Below are 24,419 nucleotides of genomic sequence, written 5' to 3' on the forward strand. Positions count from 1 at the left end.
CGCCCCTTTTGCTGCCGGGCTGTCTTAGGGCGGAAAGGGAGGGAGCGGGCAGCCGTGGATGTTTTGGGCGAAGGATCTCTTCTTATGTAGTATGTAAGAATGTTGCTGCCGCTGGCGACCGCAGGCTAAACCTGGAATGGCTGCGTTCTGGCCACCATTTTCCATTTTTGGGTAAAAATGGCCGTCCGGCCGCATCCAGGCTTGAAAATGGCCGGTGCTGCCTGTCCTGGAGACAGATTTCCCGCTCCCGGTCCTTCGGACGGCGACGGCGCAGCCGGGAGGGAGCGGATTTGTCCCTCAAGCATTACAAATGTGAAATATTTCCCAGGCCATCCGGTTCGGCTGAAGCTTCCGGTCGTCCTGGCGTCTGCGCCGCCCAAAGTGGTCGCGTCCCCTCTGCCTGAAGGCGCATCACGCCCCGACATAGCCGAGCTGGCCGGGCGCTGCCGGGGCTGGCAGCCTGTCCCGACCATCTCCGCCGGCCGCGCTGGCCGGAACGCCCAGGGGGCGGCCCAGCCTGCCAGGAGGGCCTGGACGGCGCAAAGAGCCGTCGAATTTACAATCCAGTATATTTGCTCAAGCCCCGATCCCGTGCTAGTGCCGGCCAAACTTTTTTGGGGGGGCGATCCATGTTGCAAAGTGGCGATACAGCCTTTGTCCTTATAAGCGCGGCCCTGGTGCTGCTCATGATCCCGGGACTGGCTCTTTTTTACGGCGGCATGGTGCGCAAGAAAAACGTGCTCGGCACCATCATGCAGAGTTTCATCCTTATCTCGCTGGTCACCTTCGAGTGGATCTATCTCGGCTATTCCATGTCGTTTGGGCCGGATCTGGGCGGCTGGATCGGGTCGCTGGCCTGGGCCGGCCTTGGCGGGGTCGGGGCCGCGCCCAATGCCGACTATGCCCCGACCATCCCGCACATCGCCTTTGCCATGTACCAGTGCATGTTTGCGGCCATCACCCCGGCGCTTATAACCGGGGCTGTGGCCGAGCGGATGCGTTTCGGACCGTTTCTGGTTTTTTCCCTGGCCTGGACCATCCTCATTTATAATCCGGTGTGCCACTGGGTCTGGGGCAGCGGCGGCTGGCTCAAGACCATGGGCGTGCTGGATTTCGCCGGCGGCATCGTGGTCCATCTGACCTGCGGCGCGGCGGCGCTGGCCGCAGTCATGCTGACCGGGCCGCGCAAGGACCATGGCAAGCATCAGATCGTGCCCCATAACCTGCCCATGACGCTTCTTGGCACCGGGCTTTTGTGGTTTGGCTGGTTCGGCTTCAACGCCGGCAGCGCCCTGGCTGCCGACGGCGTGGCCGCCGGGGCCTTTGCCGCCACCCACATCGGCGGCATGGCCGGCATGGCCATGTGGTGCGGGGTCGAATGGTGGCATCGCGGCAAGCCGACCACGCTCGGCGCGGCTTCCGGCGCAGTGGCCGGACTGGCCACCATCACCCCGGGGGCGGGCTTTGTCTCGCCGGCTTCGGCCGTGACAATCGGTCTATTGGCGGGATTGATCTGCTACGGAGCAGTGCTGCTCAAAGCGCGGCTGCGCTTTGACGACAGCCTGGACGTGGTCGGCATCCACGGTGTCGGCGGCGTACTCGGCTCAATCCTGGTTGGCGTTTTTGCCAGCAAGGTCATGAACCCGGCCGGGGCCGACGGCCTCTTGGCCGGCAATCCGGGCCAGCTCGGCATCCAGCTTCTGGCCATTGCCGTGGTCGGCGTCTTCGCTTTTGCCGGCAGCTGGATCATTCTGGCGGCGGTCAGGGCGGTCATGGGCCTGCGTATGACACCGCAAGCCGAAACCATCGGTCTGGACCTGTCTGAACACACCGAAGCGGCCTACGGCGAGTAACTGCCGAAAGCCTTACATGTCCTGCCGCCGCGAAAACCGATGTGGCGGCAGGACAGTCCGGGAGCGGAATGAAGCGCATTGAAGCCATCATCCGGCCATCGCAGCTCGAAGCGGTTGAGGCCAAGCTGACGGAATTGGGCGTGGGGGGCATGACAGTTGATGCGGTCCAGGGCTTTGGCCGGCAGCGCTGCCATGAAGGGGCCTGCCGGGAGGCGGCATCCACAGCGGATTTCGAATCCAAAATCAAAATCACCCTGGTGGCTGAGGCGAGCCGCGTGGCCGAGCTGGCTGCCGCCATCCGTGAGGCCGCTTGGACCGGGCAGGTGGGCGACGGCAAGATTTTTGTCGTCAATATGGGCGAGGCCGTGCGTATCCGCACCGGGGAAGCCGGGGCCAGCGCCATCTGATTGTGCTGCCCTTTCCGTAAGAATGCCTCCGGCGGCCAAAGGGGTGACCCCTTTGGAATCCCACCTGGAAGGCAAGTTTTTTTGGGGGGCCTGTCCCGCTGGAACGCAGTCCCCCTAAAACTTCTTCTATTGCAGGGGTCCGGGGGGATCATCCCCCCGCCGCCGGAGGCATCTCCTGCCTTTTCTTCTTTCTTCCCCTACGCTTCGCGCAGCGCTTCGACGATGTTCATGCGCGAGGCCCGCACGGCCGGCAGGAAACCGCCGACCACGCCCATAAAGACGGAAAATCCCAGGGACAGGCCGATGATCCAGGAGGTCAGCGAGAACTGGAAGGACAGTTCGGAAAAGGTCTGAAAATTGGTGGTGGAAAAGGTCACAAACGACAGGCCCGCTGCCAGTCCCACCCCGGCCAGGCCGCCTAAAAGGCCAAGCAGGGTCGATTCCATGAGAAAAGCCGTCAGGATGGCTCCGCGCGTAAAGCCGATGGCCCGCAAGGTCCCGATCTCGGCCACCCGTCCGGCCACTGAGGAATACATGGTGATCATGGCCCCGATCATGGCCCCCAGGGAAAAGATCAGGGTGAGCGACACGCCGAGCACGGTTAAAAATTTGCGCATCATGTCCGACTGCTTCTCGTAGTAGCGCGTCTCCTGCCAGACTTCGGCCTGAAGCCTGGGGTCGGCCTCGATGGCCTCCTTGTAGGCGGCAAAAAGTCCGGGTTCGCGCAGCCCGGCCAGCACAATGGAATAGGCGTTTCGGCCAAAGGCCGGCATGAGCTGGTCGGCGTCGCCCCAGATTTCCGAGGTAAAGCCGGTAGCGCCGGCGTCGAAGATGCCGACGATGGGCCACTCCCGCTTGCCAAAGCGCAAATGCTGCCCGATTTCCGCCCCCCTAAATCCCTTGGCCACGGCCTTGCCCACGATGATTTCCGGGGTGCCCGGACGAGGCAGCCGCCCGGAAACCAGATGCACTTGCGGCCGCAGGGCCAGGGAGGCCGGCTGGGTGCCCCGGATGACCACGTTGGACACCTTGCCGGTGGATTTTTTGGTCAGGCCGATCAGCACCACCGATTCCCGGGCGTAAAGGCCCTGGCCGTCGCCGCCCAGGGCAATTTCCGGCCGGGTGGTCATGGCCGAGGCGGCCACCCGTTCGATGCCGCTTTGCACTTCGGTCTCGGAACCTTTGCGAAGGACGATGGCGTTGCCGGGCGAGCCGGTGGAAACAAGGGTCTGGCGCAGCCCTTCGGCCAGCATGAGGGTGGCCGTGAAGACGAACACCACGAGCGCCATGCCGCCGGCTGTGAGCGCCGTGGTCAGCCGGCGTGTTTTGAGATTGCGCCAGGAATAGGACAGGGGCACGGCCATCAGCCGATCCTCCGGAAGGCGTCGGCGATGCGCACCGAACTGACCCGGGCCGCCGGGATGACGGCGGCCAAAAGGCCGACCAGGAGGCCGAAGGTGAAGCCGAGAACGACGGTTTCCCGGGAGACGAAGAAAATCGGAAAATACTGGGCCAGCCCCGTGGCAAAGCCCTGGGCCAGGGGCGGGAGCAGGGCCATGGCCAGGGCAGCGCCGGCCAGGGACAGGATGAGTGATTCGGCCACGAGCATTCCGGCCAGGGTCGGGCCGCGAAACCCGAGCGTTTTGAGGACGGCAAATTCCCCCAGCCGCTCCCGGGCCGACATGGCCATGGTGTTGGCGGCCACGGCCAGGATAATCAGGATGACCACGTAGGACACGGCGGTAATGGCCAACAGGATGGCCTCGCTCATGGACACGAAGCCGAGTTGGAAGGCCCGTTCGGTTTCGGTGAGGGTCTCGGCCTGGGAATTGACGAAAAGGGTATCGATGGCTTTGGAAATTTCCGCAGCCCGGGTGGCGTCGGTGATGCCGATCATGAAAAAGCCGGTGTGCCCGGCCCGGTCCGGGGCGCGTTTTTTCATGGTCTCGTCCAGATAGCTCCAGTGGAGATAGAGCACCGTCTCGTCGGTATCCGGGCGCGCGCCCTTGTAGATGGCCCGGATGGTCAGCGGCCACTGGCCGGGATAGATGGTGCCGCGAAGGGTCACGGTGTCGCCAATGCGCCAGTGGAACCGATCGGCCAGCTTGCGCCCGATAATCGCGCCTTTGCGGTCGGCGGCGAAGGCCTTTTGTTCCACGGGGCTGACGAGCAGTTCGGGGTAGAGCCGGAAGAAATCGTCGGCCTCGATGGCAAAGTTGGCAAAAAAATTCTTTTCATCCAGATAAACGCCGCCAAACCAGCTGCCGGCGGCCACGATGTCAACGCCCGTCACCTGCCGGATGCGGCCCTTGTAGGCGTAGGGCAGGGGCTGGGTGAGGGAGACGGCGTTTCGGGTGACCAGACGATTGGCCGAGGAGGCCGACACTCCGGCGTGCCAGGCGTCGAGCACCGTGCGAAGGAGGCCGAAGGCCAGGAGCGCGATGGTGATGCCGACGATGGTCAGGATCGAACGCAGGCGGTGGCGGAAGGCGTTTTTGAGGATGAGCCTAAGGAGCAGCACGCAGTTCGCCCTTGTTCAGCTCCCGCACGAGATGGGCCGCTTCGGCGGCGCGGTGGTCGTGGGTGACCATGACGATGGTCTTGCCCAGTTCGGCGTTGAGCCGGCCCAAAAGGGCCATGATGTCGGCGGCGGATTGCCGGTCCAGGTCGCCGGTTGGTTCGTCGGCCACGATGATGTCCGGATCGGTGACGATGGCCCGGGCAATGGCCACACGCTGCTGCTGCCCGCCGGACAACTGGGACGGCTTGTGGTCGGTGCGGTCGGACAGGCCCACGGCGGCCAGGGCGGCCAGGGCGTGGTCGCGGCGCTGCCCGGCCGAAAGGGTGGTCAAAAGCAGCGGCAATTCCACATTTTCCAGGGCGGTGAGCACCGGGATGAGATTGTAGAACTGGAAAATAAAGCCCACGTGCCGGCTTCGCCAAGTGGCCAGTTCGCCCTCGCTCATGGTGGCGATGTCCGTGCCGGCCACCTCGATACTGCCCGAGTCCACGGAATCGATGCCGGCGATACAGTTGAGCAGGGTGGATTTGCCGGACCCGGACGGGCCGATCAGGGCCAGGAATTCCCCGGCGGCGATGTCAAAGGTGATGTCGGTCAGGACCGCAATGACCTGATCGCCGCGACGATAGGATTTGGACAGGTGGGAAATTGCGATGAGCGGCCGATCCATGGCTAGCCCTCGGCCAGGGCCACGGCGTCGCCGTTTTGCAGCTTGTCCGGCGGCGAGAGGATGATTTTCTGGCCCACCGCAACGCCTTCGGTCACGGCCCGCATGTCGCCAAGGGCCTCGCCCAGGCTCACCGGGGTCAGCAGCGCCTTGCCGTCTTTCATGACAAAGACGGCGTCGACTCCGCCCCGGCTGATGACGGCCGAGGCCGGCACGGCCACCCGGGGCGCAGTTTCGGACGGGGTCAGCGGCCGGGAAAGAAAGGCCACCTTGGCGCTCATTTCCGGCAGCACCCGGGGATCAAGTTTCGTGAAGCGCACCTTGACCAGCACGGTGGCCTTGGTGCGATCGGCCGTGGGCACGATCATGTGGACAGCCCCGGGAAAGCGTTCGCCGGGGATGGCGTCGAGAATGATCTCGCAGGGCTCGCCCACAGTGACTTTCTCGATGCTCGATTCCGAGACGTCCACTTCGGCGGCCAGCGACCCCATGTCGGCAATGGTGACCACGGCGGCCTTGGACGTGGACGAGGCCCCAAGAGGCGAAATGATGTCGCCGATATCGGCGTTTTTGGTGAGCACCACAGCGTCGAACGGGGCTTCGAGGTCGGTGTAGCCGCGTTCGGCCTCGGCTTTGCGCAGGGCTTCGTTGCGGGCGGCCAGGGTGGCTTTGGCCTGGGCCAGGGCGGCTTCGGCCTTGTCCAGCCGGGCCTTGGCAATATCAAACTCGGACCGGGCCACGTAGTCGCCGCGGGTCAGCTGTTTCATGCGGGCATGGAGCAGCTTGGCGTCGGCCAGTTCGGCCTCGGCCGAGGCGATCTGATACCGGGCGGCGCTTACTTCGTGGGTGGCGAGCTTACGGGCCGCTTCCACGTCGGCGCTTTCCAGGCGGGCCAGGATGTCGCCCTTTTTGATGCGGCTGCCTTCCTCGACACCCAGCCAGACGAGCTGGGCCGTGGCCTTGGTGGCGAGCGCCGCCTTGCGCTGGGCCACGATATAGCCGCTGGCCGTCAGCGTGGTGATGGTGCGCGAAGGGTAGGCCAGGCCAACGGTGGCCGCCTCGACCACAAAAGTGCGCGGCGACAGCATCCAGAAGACAACGGCGGCAGCAACGAGCAAAGCCAGGAGAAAAGGCCAGCGGCGTCGGCGACGCCGCGGACCGCCGGAAGTGGCCTTGTCGTCGCCGGAAATACGCAGGGCGTGCAGTGAATCGCTCATGAAACTCCCATTTTGCAGGTGTTTTGGGGTCATGGCAAGCGCGCGCTTCGGAGTCAAGACGTATCAACCGGAGACGTGTTCCGATTTGTCTACGTCAGCCATAAACTGGCGGTCAATTGGTCGATGAGCTTGCGGTGACCGGCTGGAAAGGCATACCGGGCGAGCTCGCCGGGGGCCAGCCACAGGCTTTCCTGGGCCGCTGTCAGCGTCGGGATCGGGGTGATGCTGGGATCGTAACTGCTCGGAAGGTGCAGCAGATAACAGTGAAGCGTCACCCGATAGGTGGTATAGCCATGGCGGATGACGGCCAGCTTGGCCGAGGCCTCCACGGGAAAGGCCGTTTCCTCGGCAAATTCCCGTATAATTGCTTCCTGCGGGGTTTCGCCTGTTTCGATGCGCCCGCCCGGGAATTCCCACATATTGGCCCAGGCTCCGACCGGCAGGCGCTTTTGAATGAACACCCGGCCGGCATGGACCAGCACCCCGGTGGCGACCAAGAGCGGGGTGATGTCCGGGGTTTTGCTCAAGACCGGGCGATCGGCCACAATATCGAGATGTCTGGCCTGGCACACGGCGGCCACCGGGCAGGCCGGGCAATCGGGATTTTTTGGCCGGCAGATGAGCGCGCCCAGTTCCATGAGCGCCTGATTATAGTCCCGGGCCCGGCCGGTCGGCAAAAGCTCCCGGGCCAGTTCCGCCACCCGGGCCTTGCCGGCCGGCTCCTTGACCGGGAGATCGATGTCGCCCACCCGGGCCAGCACCCGCATGACGTTGGCGTCCACAGCCACGGCATCCAGGCCAAAGGCGATGCTGGCCACGGCCCCGGCCGTGTAGTCGCCAACGCCGGGCAGGGCGCGGATGGCGTCATAGGCCGCCGGCAGCGTCCCCTGATGCGTCGCGACAAGTATCCGGGCCGCGGCCAGCAGATTCCTGGCCCGGCTGTAATAGCCCAGGCCCTCCCAGGCCTTGAGCACGTCGTTTTCATCGGCCCGGGCCAGGGCGGCAACCGTTGGGAAGCGGGCCATGAAGCGGGTGAAATAGGGCACCACCCGATCCATCTGGGTCTGCTGGGCCATGATTTCCGACACCCAGACGCTGTAGGGATCGTAGTCGCGCCGCCAGGGCAGATCGCGGCGGTTGGCGGCAAACCAGTCAAGGAGAAGCGGGACGAAAGCAGCAGTGTCGGACATGTTTTCCTCGCGGATCGGCCGGACATATTGCCGGCCATGGTGCGTCCTTGCCATAATGCCGATTGTGCCGGGAGGGAAGGGAGCAGTGAAGGGGTGCGTTGCCTTTGGGGGGGATTTGGCCCATAGCAGACAGACTGGCGGTTTTGGCCGTCCCGGGAGGTAGGTATGGGAACTGTGTGGCGCAGCCTTTTTGTGCTGGCGACGGCGAGTCTGGTCTGCGGCCTTTCGGCCCTGGCTTGGGCCGGGCCGGAGGTGCCCCCGGCCCTGGCTCCCTGGACGGGCTTTGCCCTCTACGGGGCAAGTGAAAAGCTGTGTCCGCCCCAGGGCAACCAACCGGATGCGCGGATCTGCCGCTTTCCCACCCGCCTGGACCTGGACGTCACTGGCGACGGCGCGGACATGACCTTTGCCGTGCGTCTTTTTGACGAAGGGACGGTGGCCTTGCCCCACGGCGACGGGGCCTGGACCTTGGCCGTGCGCCAGGGCGGGGCTCCCGTGCCGGTGACGGACGGGCCGTCGGGGCCGCAGGTCTGGCTGCCAGCCGGAGAGTATATCCTGACCGGGCGCATCGCCTGGAACATCCAGCCCGCCAGCTTGCGCCTGCCGCCCGATGTCGGCGTGGTGCATCTGTCCCGGGGGGGCGTGCCGGTGCCGGTGGCAATTTCCCCGGCCGGCGAACTGCGCCTGGCTCCGGCCCAATCTCCGAAACCGGTACAAAACCGCGAGACGGTGCGGGTTTTCCGTCTGATTGGCGACGGGGTCCCTGTCACCGTGACCACGCTCTATCGTCTGGAAATTTCCGGACTGGCCCGCAGCGTCACCCTGGCCGGGGCCGTGCCGGCCGGGAGCCTGCCCCAGGCCGTTCGCTCTCCGGTGCCGGCCAGCCTTGGGCCGGACGGGTCAGTGGTCCTGGATGCCGGCCCCGGTCGCTACGAGGTCGAGGTGGTGGCCCGCTATCCGGGAAAAATCGCCCAGGTGGGACCGGCGGCCTGTCCCTACGGCCGGGAAATCTGGTCCTTTCGCGCCGGCGAGATCCGCGAGGTCCGGCCCGAAGGCCTGCCTGGCATTGATCCCAAAACCGCTGACGTGCCCGGGGGTTGGCAGGCCTTTGCCACCTTTGCCGCCGCTCCCGGAGCCACGCTGACCCTGGCGGAACTCGGCCGGGGAGCGCCCCTTGGCCGCGACGCCCTGACCTTGTCGCGGGAACTGTGGCTCGATTTTTCCGGCCAGGGCCTGTCCGTGCGCGACGCCGTGGTCGGGGAGAACCGGCGCAGTTGGACCATGGCCATGCTGGCTCCCGGGGAGCTTGGCCGGGTTACGGCCTCTGGCCAGGACCAGCCCGTGGTGCGTCTGGGCGAGGACGGGCTGTCCGGCGTCGAGCTGCGCCAGTCCCACGTCAATCTCGCGGCCCGGGCCCGCTATCCCGATGTTTCGGCCGCCATTCCGGCCGGGGGCTATGATCGGGAGTTTGAACGGGTGACGGCCACGCTCCATCTGCCGCCGGGTTGGTCGCTTGTTGCAGCGTCCGGGCCGGATACGGTGACCGGCGGGCTGCTGTCGCGTTGGACGCTTCTGGACCTGTTCCTGGTTTTTTTGCTGGCCGTGGCCGCCTTTTCCCTGCGTGGGGTTTGGGCCGGGGTGGCGCTTGGGCTTTTTTTACTCCTGTCCTGGCATGAGCCGAATGCGCCGACGGCGGTCTGGATTTTCGTCCTGGCCGGTCTCGGCCTTTTGCGGGCGGCCGGGGACGTGGAGCGGTTGTCCGGGCATCCGGCCTTTCGGCGTCTGGCCCTGACGCTTTTTATCCTGTCGATGCTCTCGCTGGTCGTCCTGGCCGTGCCTTTCATCACCCGGGAACTGCGTCTGGCCGTGGCCCCGCAGATCGGGCCGGGGTCGCCGGTCGTCATGGCCGAGTTGCAGCGGCAGGCCTCCACCAACGAGGCCATGCCGGCCCCGGTTCCGTCGGCTCCCCGGGCCAAGGCCAAGGACGCCATGCCCATGCGGGCCATGGCCGGTGCGGCTGGGCAGCCGCCGGAGGCCACGGATCGGCTGGAATTTGACCCCAATGCGCTCATCCAGACCGGCCCGGCCATGCCGACCTGGAATTTTGCCGCAGTGGGCCTGTCCTGGCGCGGGCCGGTGGCGGCCGGCGAAACCTTCCGCCTCACCCTCATGCCGCCGGTGGTCTCCATGCTGCTGGGCTTTGCCCGGGTGATTCTTTTGGGCGTGGCCTTGGTTGTGCTGTTTGATCGGGAGCGGGTGCGCCGTCTGGCCGCGTCGGCCGGCGCGGCGGCAATACTGTTACTGCTGGTTTTGGCCAGCAGTGCGACGGTGGCTTCGGCGGCGGATTTCCCCCCCCGGGAACTGCTCGACAGCCTGCGAGCGCGGCTGGTCGAGCCGCCGCGTTGTCTGCCCCACTGCCTGGGCAGTCCTGGGCTCGATGTGCGCCTGGAGGGCGGCATCCTGACGCTGACCACGGCCCTTGACGCCGCGGTCCGGTCGGTTGCGCCGCTGCCGGTCGTTTCCGAAGACTGGCGTCCGGCAACGGTTGCCGTGGACGGCAAGCCGGCTGCGGCCTTGGTGCGCCAGGACGGGGCGTTGTCCGTCCTGCTCGAACCGGGCAGCCACAGTCTGATCCTGTCCGGGCCGGCTCCCCAGGCGGTCTCTTTCACCATTGCCGCGCCGCTCTCCCCGGGCCGGGTGCGGGTGGCGGCAGCGGGCTACCGGGTGCGCGGCCTGGATGACCGGGGTGTACTGACCGGTCCCCTGGAACTGACCCAGGCCGAGACAACCTCCCCGGCAGGCCCGGTCAAGGCTGGCCCTGCCGGCGTCGATATCCCGGCTTTTTTCGAGATCCGGCGCAGTCTGAATTTCGGCCTCACCTTTGAAATCGCAACCGAGGTGGTGCGCCTGTCGCCGGCTGGCGTCACGGCCGTGGCCTCGGTGCCGCTCGTGGCCGGCGAGTTGCCGGACGCCGCCGGGGTGTCGGTTACGGGCGGACAGGCCGTGGTCAGCTTTGCTCCGGGCCAGGATCGGGTCGCCTGGCGGTCCAAGCTGCCGGCCGTCCCCAGACTGGTCCTGACCGCGCCGGCCAACGACGCCCTGGTCGAAACCTGGACCGTTGCCGCCGCCGCGCTCTACAATGTTGTTTTCACGGGCCTGCCGCCCGTGGCCTGGCTGTCCCCGGACGGGCGCTATGCCCCCCGGTTTCTGCCCTGGCCCGGCGAGAGCCTGACGATTGCCGTCACCCGGCCGGAAATCGCTCCGGGCGAATACCTTACCCTGGAACGGGCCGGGCTGGCCGTACGCCAGGGGCTGCAAATGCGCGACGCGACCTTGTCCATGGCCTTTCGCTCGGCCAAGGGGGCGCGCCATGCGGTGAAGCTGCCAGCCGGTGCGGAAGTGACCCGGCTGACCGTGGCCGGCCGCGAAACGCTGCCCACGGGCGAGGCCGGCGAAGTCGGCTTTGCCCTGCCGCCAGGGGTGACGGAAGTCGTTTTGAACCTGCGGGAGCGCACGCCGCTTGGCTTTTTGACCGAAACGCCGGCCGTGGATCTGGGAATCCCGGGAACCAATGTGGCCGTGACCCTGGAACTGCCGGCTGAGCGCTGGCTATTGGCCGTGCGCGGGGCCACTCCCCTGGCTCCGGCGGTCCTGTTCTGGGGCTGGCTGGCGGCAGTTGCGGCCATTGGGTTGGGCCTTTCCTGCCTCAGGGACACGCCGCTGACCCGGCTGGGCTGGCTGGCGTACGCTCTGGGCCTCAGCCAAGCCACGCCGGCCAATTTCCTGCTGGCCGTGGCCTGGATCGCGGCCCTTAGCTGGCGCAGGCGGCATCCCATCTCTGGCGGAACGGTGGTGTTTAACATCACCCAGGCCCTGCTCGTGTTGCTCGCCCTGGCCGGCTTCGAGGCGCTCTACGAGACGCTGGGCACAGGACTGCTCGGCCTCCCCCGGATGCAGGTGGCGGGCAACGGTTCCACAGCGACCATGCTGGCCTGGACTTTCGACCGGGTGGCCGGGCTGACGCCGACCTGTTCGGCTGTTACCGTGCCGTTGCTGGTCTTTCGCGGAGTGATGCTTTTGTGGGCCTTGTGGCTGGCCTGGTCATTGTTGCGCTGGCTGCGCTGGGGATTTGACAGCCTGACCACGGGCGGCGGCTGGCGCAAGGTGACGCTTGCGATGCGGCTGCCGGGGCGGGGACGGTCCGGAGACGGGCAGGGTGGCCCTGGTGGCCCTGATCGGGAGGCGCAACAAAAGCCCTGAGCCGGCCACGGCATGAATCTTGATGGCGTCTCCCCGTGGGCAGGATTGTCCCAGGGAGGCCGGGTATGGACGGCAAACATTGCGCCGTGTGTGGGCAGCAGATCGAGTATATGGACGTGTTCATCCTTCGGGCTCAGGGGAAAATTTGCAGCCGGTGCGTCTTGTCGTGGGGAATTCCCGTCTCCGGGCGGATCTCCCGCGAGACCCTGCGACGCGGCGCATGGCGGGAACGGCCCGCCAGGCCGCGCTTTGCCCTGGTTGCAGGCTGATAGCCGATCCGTGCAGACCGGTTTTGCTATTCGGAAATGAATTTGCTAGGGTCCCTTGTTCGCTTTTGCACAAAATCAGGACAAGAGGAAATCGGCCCATGCAGCTCACCACGCGAAGCCGTTACGGCTTGCGCATGCTTTTAGACATCGCCTTACACGGCGAGGATGGTCCGGTCCGTATTCAGGACATTGCCAAACGGCGGAATATCTCCGTCAAATATTTGGAGCAACTGATCCGGGCGCTCAAGAAAGCCGGGTTCATCAACAGCAAGCGCGGCCCCAAAGGCGGGCATGTGCTGGCTGTTGGGACAGACCAGATCCGGGTTGGCGACGTGGTGCGGGCGCTGGAAAGCCGTCCGGAACTGACGGAATGCGTCGGTTGTCCCGAGGTGTGCCTGATCTCCTCGGACTGCATCACCCGACAAATCTGGGCCAGGGCCACGGAGAGCATCTTCCGCGAACTCGACGCCATCTTGCTGACCGATCTGCTTATCCAGGCCCGGCGTTCGGAAATGCTCGGCCTGCCCTGCTGCTGATCGCGGGCCGCTGCTTTTCTTGACTGACTGCGTCCCTCGGGCTGCGGCGTGCGTTCGTGTCTTGCCGGGCCGGCGCCCGGTTCCAGGCGCCGGCAGACGCATCGCCCAAGCGCCGTCTGTCCCGGTCCGCGCAATCGGTTTGCCAGCCTAGCCCCCACCCCCCCCTCGAAAACTTCTCTCGTTGCAGGGGGCCGGGGTGATCATCCCCCCGGCCGCCGGAGCTCCGGTGGTTCTCGTCAAGGTCTACCACCGCAGGTTACGGCCCTGCCTCTTTTCCTATCTTCTTTTGCCTCATTTCCGCCCGCCGAGTTGGCAGCGTACTCGGTCAAATCAAACGAACCCCAGGTGGGATTCCAAAGGGCACTGCCCTTTGGCCGCCGGAGCATTCTTTTCTCCTCCCCTCTTCATCCCTCGCCATTACACCGCAAAGCGCAGTCCCGGTACGGCCCGGATCAGGCCGAGTTCGCGGCAGTGGTGGGCAAAAAGCAGGAGGCTGGCTGCTGCGGCGGCGTCGAAGTCGTAGTTGACCACCCGGAAATAGGCGAGGAGCGCTTCGGCTGAAATCCAGTCCGGCAGCGACGGGGCGCGAACCAGCCCGGGCAGGCGCTTGGGCAGGTCGTTATTGATTGCCACAAGGGCGCGACGCACCCGGTCAAGCGTGGCCAGCGGCCGTCCGGCCAGGCCCTCGCGCACGATCCACAAGGCAAAGACAAACGGCGTGCCGGCGAACTCCTGCCAGGCCTGGCCGAGGTCGATCACGTGCCAGCCCGGGGGCGGCGCGAGGTAGAGGCGCAGGGCCAGATCGCCGATTTCCACAAAGGGCATGCCCCGGTCAAAGCCGGTGCCCGGAGCCACCAGTTCGAAGCGGGGTTCGCTGTAGCCCCAGGCAAAACGCCACAGCACCCGGAGCAGGGCATTGGAACTGGCCGAGGCCCCGGAAAGCTGGATGGCCCCGCCGGTTTGGGCCAGATGGTCCGGCAGCTCGGCCAGGGGGACGGGCGAGAGGAGCAGCACGCTCTGGATGGGGCCGGCGGCCGCCCGGATGCACAGGTCGGGCAGCAGGGTGAAGGCGGCCGGATCGGCCAGATAGGCAAAGGCCGAGGCCGGAGCGGCGTCGATGGTTCCGTTGGCCAGCGCCGTGTTGAGTTCGGCTGGATGGCCGGGGACATAGGTGAGGTCCGGGCCTTCGGGAAAGGCCGGGATCAGGGCTTCGTAGAGCGGCCAGACGTTTAAGTAGGCGATGCGGCCGAGCTTTAAGGGGGCGCTTTCCATGGAGTCTCCTTGGGCGAAAAAAACGCGGCCCCGAGGGTATTCCCCCCGGGGCCGTCATGCAAGGCGGATTCCGGTGGACTAGTCGAGCTGGGCCAACAGCGTTTCCTTAATGGAATCGATGGTGCCTTCGCCGTTAAGCTCGATGTACTTGGTCAGGCCCTTGGCGGCCAGATCCTTGTAGAAGTAGGCAGCGGCCAGGGTGCCGGTCTTGGTGTCGTAGTAAATGTCGTGACGCTTGCCGATGGCGGCTTCGTCCAGGTCGTCGGAGCGGCTTTTCAGCGCGCCGCCGCACACCCGGCAGACATCGCCATTGGGCTTGATGGCGTCAATGAAGATGTTGTTGGGGTGGTTGGGATCATTGGCGCACAGGCGACGGCCCATGATGCGGTTTTTGGCCACTTCCCGGGGCAGCAGGATCTCGATGACGTAATCGAGCTTCATGCCTTCCTTCTGCAGGGCTTCCCAGAGCTTCTCGGCCTGAACCATGTTGCGCGGGAAACCGTCGAGCAGCCAGCCGTTGCCGCCCTTGGCCTTCAAGGTCTCAAGGATCATGGGGATGGTGATGTCGTCGGGGACCAGCTCACCCTTGTCGATGAACGCTTTGGCCTTCATGCCAAGTTCGGTGCCGCCGCCGATATGTTCGCGGAAGATCGCCCCGGACTCGATGTGGGCCAGATTGTACTTCTTTTTCACCAGGGAACCCTGGGTGCCCTTGCCGCTGCCGTTGGGACCAAAAGTGAGGATATTCACCGGGACTGCCTCCATGTTTGATTTTTCACAATCGGCCTCATTACCCCCGCGGGCCAGCCCTGTCAATGGTGATTCCCGTCCGGGCCGACCATTCGGCTGCCGGGAAAAGACCAGACCTTCGGGGGTAATGCGGGCTGCCTTGCCGCCTGGAAACTGAAATATGCGGCCGGTGGCCCGGCGGTTGACCGCGTCGTCCAGGGCGAAGAGTCCGTCGGCCAGGGCCTGACCCGGACCCAGCGCGGCCAGGGCTCGGCGGTAGAGCCGCAACCGGGTGGCCGGGTGGGCGGTTGCCAGAAGCGATCGGGATAATCGGGTCGGGTCCGGGACCGGCGGCAGGGTGGTGGCGAAGAAGTCGGCATCCAGGCGGGCCTGCTGCCAAAGGCGGGCGGCCGCGCCCAGGTAGCGGGGATTTTCGGCCAGGGCGGCCGGCAGCATGGTTTGGCGCACGCGGTTTCGCAGAAAGGCCGGGTCGGTGTTGGACGGGTCGCAAAGCGTCCGCAGTTTGAGGGCGGCCACAAAGGCGTCGATGGCCCTTCGGGGCGTGAGCAACAGCGGCCGCAGGATGCGCCGGTCCGGATCGACGGCGGGCATGCCGCCCAGGGCCGGCCAGCCTGCGCCGCGCGTCAGGCGCATGAACTGGTCCTCGGCCAAGTCGTTTAACTGGTGGCCGGTCAGGGTCCAGGCGTTGGGAGAGGCGGCACGCAGCTCGCTGAAAAAGGCATAGCGGGCCTGCCGGCCGGCGTCTTCCAGGCCGGTGCGGCTCTCCCGGGCCAGGGCGGCCACATCGGTGCGGCAGGTGTGCAGGGAAACCCCCAGCCCCTGGCACAGGGCCTGGACCGCCTGGACTTCGGCTGCGGACTGCGGGCGCAGGCCATGGTCGAGATGGGCCGCAACGAGGTTGGCCAGGCCAAGGCGCGGAGCCAGGACCACAGCCATGGCGAGCAGGGCCGTGGAATCCGGCCCGCCGGACAGGGCCACGATCCAGGTCGCGCCGGCCGGATCGTGGCCGCATGGGCCGGTCAGAAACCGGGCCACAGCCAGACTCAGCCGGGCGGCCCGGGGGGGCAGCGCGGCCAGGGTCAGGCGGCTATCCGGGGCTGGGGCCGGAGACGGATCAGGCGGCGAAGTGGTGTGCATAGGGGGCGGCCCATGGTGGGGGCAAAGCGTAGCCGGGGTGGTTGCGCCTGTGGGCTGCACCCGGGGCCTGCCTGGCCCGCCCCGGCACAGCGGGAGAAGAAGGCGCTTTGAGCGCCCTGGAAAACGCCAAAGCATCTTCCAGGGCCTTGGGCCTAGGCCGGAATGTCAAGTTCCCGGATGAAGTTGTCCAGGAAATCGATCATTTGCTGGCGCTGCTCCGGGGTGCAGTAGCTGATGCAGGAACAACGCAGTTTGCCGCGGCCGCGCACGAGCAGTTCGAGCTTGAGCCAGTTGCGGCCGGTTTCCAGGACGAGCATGTAGGGTCCGCACTCGTCATAGTGCTGCTGTTGTTCGTCGTTGAGCATCTCCTGGGGGAAGGGGATGTAGTAAATATGGTCAAGCGGCCCCTTGAAGCCTTTTTCGGCCAGGTTGCGCTCGATCTGCTCCATATTGTCGGCGGATACTTCATCGATCAGATAGGATCGCATGGTTTACTCGCTTGCATCCGTCGCGTCGAAGTCACCGGCATCATCGGCGTCTTTCGGCGGTTTGCGGTCCGCGTGGGCGTCCTTGGGGACTTTCTCGCGGTCCAGGTTGTACATGCGTCGGGTGAGGTCGATAAACCGTTCCCCGTGATCTTCCTTGGCCCGGCGCTTGAGAAACGCAATAGGCTCATGGAGCAGCTTGCGGCTGATGGACAGGGACAGGGTTTCCACGGCCAGCCGGGTCTCCTCGGAGACGTCCGGTCCAAGGCGGCGCAGGGTCTTTTGCAGTTCCCGACGGGCAATGGTTTCGCCGGCTCCCAACATATCCACGATAGTGGGCTTTATGGCCAGGGATTTGAGCCATTCGCCGAAGCGTTCCACCTGCAACCCGATGATATCCCTGGCCCGGGCCGCTTCTTCGCGGCGCTGGGCCAGGTTTTCCTCAACGACTTCCTGGAGATCGTCGATATCGTAGAGATAGACGTTGTCCAGGCTGTTGATGTCCGGATCAATATCGCGCGGCACAGCGATATCGATGAAAAACATGGGCTTGTGGCGTCTGGCCTTGAGCACGCCGCGCACGTCCCGGGCCTTTATGACCACATGGGGCGCGCCGGTGGAGCTGATGACGATATCCACCTCATGCAGACGCGTGATGAACTCTTCAAAGGCCACGGCCCGGCCCTTGAAGCGTCCGGCCAGCTCCTCGGCCCGGGCATAGGTGCGGTTGGCCACGAGAATTTCCGACACCCCGGCATTGAGCAGGTGCATGGCGGCCAGTTCCGCCATCTCCCCGGCCCCGACCAGCATGGCCTTTTTGCCGGCCATCTCGCCGAAAATGCGTTTGGCCAGTTCCACGGCCGCATAGCTGATGGACACGGCGCTGGCCCCGATGCCGGTGGCTGTCCGCACCTTCTTGGCCACGGAAAAAGCCTTGTGGCACAGCCTGTTGGTGATGACCCCGGCGGTGTGGGAGGCGACCGCGTAGCGGTAGGCGGCCTTGAGCTGCCCCAAAATCTGCGGTTCGCCAAGGACCAGGGAGTCCAGGCCCGAGGCCACGCAAAACAGATGCTCCACCGCGGCCAGCCCCTCGTGGGCATAGAGATGCGGGGCCAGGGTGGCCGGATTCTGGCCGCACTGCTCGGCCCAGGCCGCAAGAACAGCGGCTTTGGGATCGCGCCCCACGGCGTCAGCCACCAGCACTTCCACCCGGTTACAGGTGGAAAGAACCAGCACCTCACGCAGGCGTGCCTCGCCATGAACCAGAAGTTCGCCGAGTTTCGGACGTTCACCCAGGGCAAACGCTTCCCGAATTTCTACGCCGGCGGTCTTATGGTTGAGGCCAAACAGGTAAATCTGATGCTCCATCGATATATCGCGCAAAACTATGGTGTGTGGGCATGAAGAAATTGATGACCAGCATGGACACAAGGGTCAACCCGAACAGCCAGATGGCCATGCGGGCGGGTTTGCGTCCCTGCCAGCCCAACATCAGACGCTGATGGAACAGAAAGGCGAACAGCATCCAGATGCAGATGGCTGTCACTTCCTTGGGATCATAGGAAAAGATACGGTTCCAGGTGAGCTTGGCCCAGACAAAGCCCGAGAGCAGGCCCAGGGTGTAGAGCGGAAAACCGGCTGCCACCGCCCAGCGGTTGACGGTATCGCAGGTGGAAAGGGCCGGCAGGGCCTTGGCAAAGCCGCCAAGCTTCTCTTTGGTCTTGATCTTGCGTTCCAGATAGAGATAGGCCGCCCCGGCTCCGCTGGCCATGGCCAGGAGGCTTATGGCCAGAAAGAGCGCCCCGATATGCAGCCCGAAAAAGAGGCCCCCCAGGGCCTTTGGGAGCGGCATCCGGGCCGCAGTCACGGCCTGGGAGGACAGAAACAGGAACAGGGCCAGGGGGGAGGCGAGCAGCCCAAGCATCCCCAGGCGAAGCCGCCACCACAAAAACAGGCAGATCAGCAGCAGGCTCCAGGCCAGCAGGCTGAAATAGAATTCCCCGGACAAAAAGGCCATGCCGCCTTCGACCACGAGCAACGCCGCCAGATCGAGGGTATGGCAGACAAATCCGCCAACCGTGAGCAGCCAGCCGGCCCGGCGCAGCCCGGGTTTGGCCGTGACCACGCCCAGCAGATGCACGGCAGCGCCCAGGAAATACCCGGCCACCACCAGCAGGAAGAGAATGTTAATTGCCGTCATGGGATAGCGCTCCCGAAACAAGCCCGGCCGCCTCGCCGTGCAGGGAAGCGGGCAAAATCTCGCATAAGACCGCCTCGGCCCGGGCCGCATCGCCCTGGTCCAGGGCTTCGAGCAGGGGGGAGTTGACGAGATCGCGGAAGAGCCTGGAATTGGCCGGCGTACCCAGGTCAAGGGCCATCACCAGAGGCCGTAGCCGGCTCATGAGGAGCAACAGCGCCCCGTATTCAGACCCGAGGAATTCCCCCAGACCCTGGCGGATCTTGCGGGCCAGGGCCGGCGAGCCGCCGCCGGTGGAGATGGCCACCGTCAGGTCGCCCTGGGTGAAAAGGGCCGGCACGATGAAGCTGCATTTTTCCGGCTGATCCACGATATTACACGGGATGCCCCGCTCGGCACACTCCCGGCTGATGCGCCAGTTGAGCGCTTCGTCGTCGGTGGAGGCAATAACCAGGAACCGGCCGTCGAGATCGGTGGTTTCGTAGTGGCGGCAGGCAAAGACCACCGCCGGATGGGTCAGCAGGCCGGCGCAGGTGTCCGCAGCCGGGGCGAGGTCGATGACCAGAATCTCCTCGGCGCCGCACTCGGCCAGGGTGGCGATCTTGCGCTGTCCGACCTGGCCTGCGCCGACGACCAGACAGCGTTTGCCGCGCAGATTGACGTAAATAGGATAATACCGCATGGAAGCCTCCTATAGCAGAAGAACACTTGGACCGGAAAGGGCTTTTTTTCACATGAATCATTCGGTTTCGTGACCGCTGGACGGTATGGGTATGGCGCGCTTTCTGGTTTTGCAGCTGGCCCGGCTGGGCGATCTGGTCCAGACCCGGCGGCTTTTGGCCGGCCTTGAGGCCAAGGCTGCGGCCGCCGGCGGCGGCGAGGTCCATCTGGCCGTTGACCGCTCCCTGGCCGGGCTGGCCGGGCGGCTCTATCCTTTTGCCCAGGTCCACAGCCTGCCGGCCCATGCCGGGCCAGGGCGCAATGCCGCCGAGACGGTCATGCTGGCCAGACAGACCTGCGGCGAACTGGCGGCCAGCGACTTTGACCGGGTCTTTTGCCTCAATTTTTCGCCCCTTGGCATGGCCGTCACCGCCATGTTCCCGCCCGAGGTCCAGCGCGGCTACCGCCAATACGCCGGCCAGACCGACAAGGACGCCCTTTTGCGGCTGGTCTTTCGCATCGCCCGGGACCGGCGCGGCAGCGGGCTCAATCTGGCCGATATCTGGGCGCATCTTGATGACGATCCGTTGCCGGCCGCCCAGGTCAATCCCGTGGCCGTGCCGCGCGGCGGCGGTCTTGGCGTGGCCCTGGCCGGACGTGCGGCCCGTCGGTCGCTTTCGCCCGACATCCTGGCCCCCATCGTGCGCACCCTGTTTCGGGCCGGCAGGGCCAGCCGGCTGACCCTGCTTGGCACCGCCGCCCAGGCCGGCGAGGCCCGCTCGCTTTTGCGAAAGCTCGATCCGACCGTGGCTGCGGTCTGCGACGACCGGACCGGCCAGACCGATCTGGCTGGTCTGTGCGACGCCATTGCCGGGCTTGACCGGCTGATCACCCCGGACACCGGGGCCATGCATCTGGCCGCCTTCTATGGCGTGCCGACGACGGCCTTTTTTCTGTCCTCGGCCTGGTGCCACGAGACCGGCCCGTATGGCGTCGGCCACGAGGTCTGGCAGGCCACCGCCCCGTGCGCGCCCTGCCTGGAATCAGCCCCGTGCGACCAGGGGCAGATCTGCCGTCTGCCCTTTGCCGATCCCGGCTTCCAGCGGGCCTTGGCCGGTTCGGCCAAGGCTGACCTGCCGCCGAAGCTGGCTCTTTTTGCCACGGATTGCGACGATCTTGGCGCGGTGTGCCGGCTGGCGCGCGGGGAGGATGCCTCGCTTGCGGCCCGGCAGAGGTTTCGGGATTTCCTCAGGCGGCGTCTGCTCGGGGCAGCTGCGGCTGCAACCGAGGCGGCTGCGGGGCGGGAGCTGGCCGAGCGCCTTTTGATGGAAACAGACTGGGTCTTGCCGCCGCCAGAGCGGCCAGGAAGCGGGGAGTGGTAGGCAATGGGTGAACAGAAGACCTTGCGGATATTGGTTGTGTTGCCCATGTACGGCGGTTCGCTGCCGGTTGGGCGGTTTTGCGCCTCGGCTTTCGCGGAGCTTGGCCATGTGGTGGAGGTCTTTGAAGCGCCGCAGTTCTATGGGGCCTTTGAGGCCCTCAAGACCTTGCGGGTCACTTCCGACCGCCTGGAATATCTGGAAAACAGCTTTCTGCAGGTCATTTCCCAGGCCATCTGCGCCAAGGTTGAGACCTTTGGCCCCGATCTGGTCCTGGCTCTGGCTCAGGCTCCGTTGTCGCGCCAGGCCTTAAAACGCCTGCGCCGGGACGGGGTCAAAACCGCCATGTGGTTTGTCGAAGATTTTCGGATATTTACCTATTGGGAAGCCTTCGCGCCCTATTATGATGTCTTTGCCGTTATCCAGAAAGAGCCCTTTGCCCAAAAGCTTACCGCCATCGGCCAGCCCAATGTCGTCTATCTGCCCATGGCCGCGGATCCGGCCGTGCATCGGCCGCTGGAAGTTTCGGCCGTGGAGCGGCGCACCTACGGAGCCGAGGTGTCGTTTATGGGCGCGGGCTATCCGAACCGACGTCTGGCCTTTGCCAGACTGCTTGATTATAATCTGGGAATTTTCGGCAGCGACTGGGACGGCGACGCGGTCCTGTCCGGAAGGGTGCGCCTGGCCGGGCGGCGCATCGCCACGGAAGAGGCGGTCAAGATATTCAGTGCCGCAACCGTCAACCTCAATCTCCATTCCAGCATGTCCCCCAAGGAACTCGTGCCGGCCGGGGATTTCGTCAACCCGCGCACCTTCGAGCTGGCCATGTGTGGGGCGTTTCAGCTGGTCAGCGACAGGACGCTTTTGCCGGAGCTTTTTGCCGGGGATGAATTGGTCCGGTTTGCGAATATGGAGGAGTTGCGCGAGAAACTGGACTATTTCCTGGCCCACCCCGGGGAGCGCGAGGCGTATGCCGCGCGGGCCCGGACCCGAGCCCTGGCCGAGCATACCTACCGCCATCGCATGGAGCAGCTGCTTGGCTTCGTGGCCGAGTGCTTCCCAGACTGGCCAGCCGGCCGGGAGACGGCGCAGAGCGCCCTGGCCGGGTTGCCCCAACCCCTGCGCGACGAGACGGCAACACTTTTGCAGGACCTCTCGCTCCCGGCCGACGTGACCTTTCCCGATCTCATCGCCGCAGTGCGGGCCAGGCAAGGGCGGCTGACTCCCCTGGAGACGTCCCTGCTGTTCCTGGATGAATGGCAGCAACAGTACGCCGGCTCGTGAGTCCCGGCGAGCTTACTTTTTGATCTCCAGGGCCTTTTCCATCATGGCCTCGGCCGTGGTCACGACTTTGGAGTTGGCCTGGAAAGCCCGCTGATTGACGATGAGGTTGACCATCTCAGTGGCCATATCCACGTTGGACGACTCCAGGGTGTTGCCGGAAATCCCGTCGAGAACGCCGGAGTTGGCCCGGGCAACCTTGGCCTTGCCGGACTCCTCGGTGGGGGAGAGCAGGTTGTTGCCGTTGCGGTAGAGATCGGTCGGGTTGACGAAGTCGGCCAGGGCCAAAACGTAGAGCGCCTTCGTCTGTCCGTTGGTGAAGGTTCCCCACAACACCCCGTTCTCGTCGACATTGGTGGCGGTCATCTCACCCTTGGCATATCCGTCCTGGCTGGTCGTCTGGGTATAGGACGAGGTCGCATAGTTGGTGGTGCAGTTGACGGCATTGTGCGTCTTGGAGGCATCAAAGCCGGCATTGGCCGAGGCCTTGGTGCCGATAGCGGCGGCGGTGGCGGCGCTGGAGGAACTCCAACTGCCTCCCGAGGCGGAAAGCCCCGACTTGAAGGCAACGGTCTGGGCGGTCAGGGCAGAGCCGTTTGAGGCGGATTTGAAAGTGGCCGAGAACTCCGGAACCCCGGAGGAGGTCAGGCTGGCCTGGGTCCAGTTTGAAAGACTGGTCGGATCGCCGCTGGGCGTGAAGGCCGTCTCATTTTCCATGACGCCTTGGGCGGAGAAGGTCATGGTGCCGATCATGAGGACGCCGGCCTTGTCGGTCCCGCCAGTCACGCTGCTGCCGTCCTCCTTTGGGGGAACGGTCACCATGTACTCCCAATATTCCTTGCCGGATTCGTCGCTGGTCTTGGAATAATACACGGTCGCGGTATGGGCCGTACCCTCGGAATCGTATATCTTGATGGTGGCCGAGTAGTCTGAGTCAGCCACCGGTGTGGCATTATTGGCGTTGTAATTCTTAAACATCGTGAAATACGGATCGGTTGCGTCAAGAGCACCGACGTCGCTTTGACTGTCAAGATTTGTTACAACTTCCATTGTTCCGGTTGATTGGGCCGGAATGGTAAAATCTGTTATCTTGATGTCAGTAACTGCTCCGGTTGTTGGCACCTCTGATAGAACAACATTATTGCGCTTAGCCGACAAAATAGCGTCCTGATCAACGGCCCAACCCTGAACATTCAAACCTGTAGCCGAGAGAAGGCTGCCGCTCTTGTCAAAATTGAAGTCTCCAGCCCGGGTGTAGTATGTCTTATCATTGGCAGTGTCTTTGACGATAAAATAGCCATGCTCCCCGTTGATGGCCATGTCAGTGGAATTGCTGGCGTCAACGAGACTGCCCACCGAGGTCTGAAGGGCCGTGGAGCCGACCTGGACGCCTTGACCGATCTGGCTGCCGTCGGATGTGCCTCCGGCCATGGTGCTGATCATGTCGGCAAAGAGCATGCGCGACGACTTGTAACCGACGGTATTGACGTTGGCGAGATTGCTCCCCGTGGTGGCAATGCCCTGACTATAACTGAGGAGTCCCGAAACCCCTGTCCAGATCGCGCTCATGCTCCACCTTCCTTGTCGCCCAGACGGCAGGAATTGCCTGCCTGATCCTATGCCGGCCCGGGAGGCACTGGCATATCGGGCTGCAACTTCAGTTTTCGCGGCCATCCCACGCCGGAAGCGGCAGGTGGGATCGTCGGGCCGGGCAAACCTTGCCGCTTGCAGGCAGGATTGCAGGACCCGGGCCAAGTGGCGAGAGGTCGAGAGAAAAGGGGGAGAACGCAGGGAGCGCAAAAACGGAGTTGACAAGTTCCTGGCCCGCAGGTAGATATCAAAGTCCGCGCTGACGAAGATTGTGAAGATCACGTTGCAGCGGGGCTGTTTTTTGATTTTTGAGTAGAAACGGGTTGACGGGCATCGCAGGAGCAGGTAGATAAGCCAGCCCGCTGCGGAAAGCCGCGACACGGGACGAGGCGCAACGGCGCTTCGGGTTGAGTGAAAAAAGACGTTGACGGGCCGGGCAGGGAAGCGTAGAAGCTCTCCTCCGCTTCGGGAAACCGGAAACGGACGGGTCGCCGCGAGGCGAAACGAAGTTGAAAAAAAAGGGTTGACGGTGCTGGCGGGGAAGCGTAGAAGCTCTCCTCCGCAAGCGGGAAGCCGCGACCCGGACCGGACGCAAACGGCGGACGGGATTTGAAAAAAAGTGCTTGACGGGGACGGAGGAAACGAATAGTTTCCCTCCTCCTGCAAGACGCCGGAAACGGCGACGAGTCGCTTGAGCGACACGGTCTTTGACAATTAAATAGCGAGTTGGGTGATTTAGTAAGCCATG

Annotated in this window: 18 protein-coding genes and 1 pseudogene; 6 read left to right on the forward strand and 13 right to left on the reverse strand. The window is 64.7% G+C overall.

The features are described 5' to 3' along the window. Positions 1-629: 629 nt before the first annotated feature. Together NY78_RS05675 and NY78_RS05680 are read left to right on the forward strand one after the other, a co-directional pair. Positions 630-1,853 (forward strand): ammonium transporter, encoded by a 1,224-nt coding sequence (locus NY78_RS05675; protein WP_043632845.1) that lies wholly within the window; start codon positions 630-632, stop codon positions 1,851-1,853. Between the two features lie 68 nt (positions 1,854-1,921). Further along, positions 1,922-2,260, forward strand: a complete 339-nt coding sequence (locus tag NY78_RS05680) for a P-II family nitrogen regulator (RefSeq protein ID WP_043632848.1) — start codon at positions 1,922-1,924, stop codon at positions 2,258-2,260. Between the two features lie 197 nt (positions 2,261-2,457). Here the strand turns inward: NY78_RS05680 and NY78_RS05685 are convergent, their stop codons facing one another. The 5 genes from NY78_RS05685 to mutY form a co-directional block, all read right to left on the reverse strand. Then, positions 2,458-3,624, reverse strand: coding sequence for an ABC transporter permease (locus tag NY78_RS05685; RefSeq protein ID WP_043632851.1), 1,167 nt, complete (start codon positions 3,622-3,624; stop codon positions 2,458-2,460). Then, positions 3,624-4,781, reverse strand: a complete 1,158-nt coding sequence (locus NY78_RS05690; protein ID WP_043632853.1) for an ABC transporter permease — start codon at positions 4,779-4,781, stop codon at positions 3,624-3,626. Before NY78_RS05690 ends, NY78_RS05685 begins: the two co-directional genes overlap by 1 nt. Next, positions 4,768-5,451 carry an ABC transporter ATP-binding protein gene (locus NY78_RS05695; protein WP_043632855.1) on the reverse strand — a complete coding sequence of 228 codons (684 nt, stop codon included), beginning with the start codon at positions 5,449-5,451 and terminating at the stop codon, positions 4,768-4,770. Before NY78_RS05695 ends, NY78_RS05690 begins: the two co-directional genes overlap by 14 nt. A gap of 2 nt (positions 5,452-5,453) precedes the next feature. Next, entirely contained in the window at positions 5,454-6,665 is a 1,212-nt protein-coding gene (locus NY78_RS05700) for an efflux RND transporter periplasmic adaptor subunit (RefSeq protein WP_043632857.1), read from the reverse strand. Positions 6,666-6,754: 89 nt separating this feature from the next. Further along, positions 6,755-7,855, reverse strand: coding sequence for an A/G-specific adenine glycosylase (gene mutY / locus NY78_RS05705; RefSeq protein ID WP_043632860.1), 1,101 nt, complete (start codon positions 7,853-7,855; stop codon positions 6,755-6,757). A 165-nt stretch (positions 7,856-8,020) separates the two neighbouring features. Here mutY and NY78_RS05710 point away from each other — a divergent pair, with 165 nt between their 5' ends. Beyond that, entirely contained in the window at positions 8,021-12,115 is a 4,095-nt protein-coding gene (locus NY78_RS05710; protein ID WP_047960048.1) for a hypothetical protein, read from the forward strand. Between the two features lie 367 nt (positions 12,116-12,482). Beyond that, positions 12,483-12,920 carry an RrF2 family transcriptional regulator gene (locus NY78_RS05720; RefSeq protein WP_043632866.1) on the forward strand — a complete coding sequence of 146 codons (438 nt, stop codon included), beginning with the start codon at positions 12,483-12,485 and terminating at the stop codon, positions 12,918-12,920. Positions 12,921-13,337: 417 nt separating this feature from the next. Here NY78_RS05720 and NY78_RS05725 read toward each other — a convergent pair whose 3' ends face one another. The 7 genes and pseudogenes from NY78_RS05725 to NY78_RS05755 all read right to left on the reverse strand — a co-directional run bounded on the left by NY78_RS05725 (position 13,338) and on the right by NY78_RS05755 (position 19,443). Continuing rightward, positions 13,338-14,192, reverse strand: a complete 855-nt coding sequence (locus NY78_RS05725; protein WP_043632869.1) for a menaquinone biosynthesis protein — start codon at positions 14,190-14,192, stop codon at positions 13,338-13,340. Positions 14,193-14,270: 78 nt separating this feature from the next. Then, entirely contained in the window at positions 14,271-14,942 is a 672-nt protein-coding gene (locus NY78_RS25410; protein ID WP_043632949.1) for an adenylate kinase, read from the reverse strand. A gap of 438 nt (positions 14,943-15,380) precedes the next feature. After that, positions 15,381-16,214: pseudogene (gene tilS, locus NY78_RS25720) on the reverse strand (tRNA lysidine(34) synthetase TilS); the annotation flags it as partial. Positions 16,215-16,231: 17 nt separating this feature from the next. Next, entirely contained in the window at positions 16,232-16,567 is a 336-nt protein-coding gene (locus NY78_RS05740; RefSeq protein WP_043632871.1) for a hypothetical protein, read from the reverse strand. 3 nt (positions 16,568-16,570) lie between these two features. Next, a complete protein-coding gene (gene hemA, locus NY78_RS05745) occupies positions 16,571-17,932 on the reverse strand; it encodes a glutamyl-tRNA reductase (RefSeq protein WP_043632874.1) in 1,362 nt (453 codons plus the stop codon). Further along, complete coding sequence (locus NY78_RS05750) at positions 17,895-18,764, reverse strand: cytochrome C assembly family protein (RefSeq protein WP_043632877.1); 870 nt, start codon at positions 18,762-18,764, stop codon at positions 17,895-17,897. The genes hemA and NY78_RS05750 overlap by 38 nt, the downstream gene beginning before the upstream one ends. Further along, complete coding sequence (locus NY78_RS05755) at positions 18,751-19,443, reverse strand: precorrin-2 dehydrogenase/sirohydrochlorin ferrochelatase family protein (protein ID WP_043632880.1); 693 nt, start codon at positions 19,441-19,443, stop codon at positions 18,751-18,753. The genes NY78_RS05750 and NY78_RS05755 overlap by 14 nt, the downstream gene beginning before the upstream one ends. A 91-nt stretch (positions 19,444-19,534) precedes the next feature. On the opposite strand from NY78_RS05755, the gene NY78_RS05760 reads away from it, so the two are divergent. Both NY78_RS05760 and NY78_RS05765 read left to right on the forward strand, forming a co-directional pair. Further along, complete coding sequence (locus tag NY78_RS05760; RefSeq protein ID WP_043632883.1) at positions 19,535-20,803, forward strand: glycosyltransferase family 9 protein; 1,269 nt, start codon at positions 19,535-19,537, stop codon at positions 20,801-20,803. A 3-nt stretch (positions 20,804-20,806) separates the two neighbouring features. Then, entirely contained in the window at positions 20,807-22,084 is a 1,278-nt protein-coding gene (locus tag NY78_RS05765) for a CgeB family protein (protein ID WP_043632884.1), read from the forward strand. Between the two features lie 12 nt (positions 22,085-22,096). Here NY78_RS05765 and NY78_RS05770 read toward each other — a convergent pair whose 3' ends face one another. Then, positions 22,097-23,650 carry a flagellar hook protein FlgE gene (locus NY78_RS05770; protein WP_043632886.1) on the reverse strand — a complete coding sequence of 518 codons (1,554 nt, stop codon included), beginning with the start codon at positions 23,648-23,650 and terminating at the stop codon, positions 22,097-22,099. Between the last annotated feature and the right edge of the window lie 769 nt (positions 23,651-24,419).

Source organism: Desulfovibrio sp. TomC (assembly GCF_000801335.2).
GTDB lineage: Bacteria > Desulfobacterota > Desulfovibrionia > Desulfovibrionales > Desulfovibrionaceae > Solidesulfovibrio.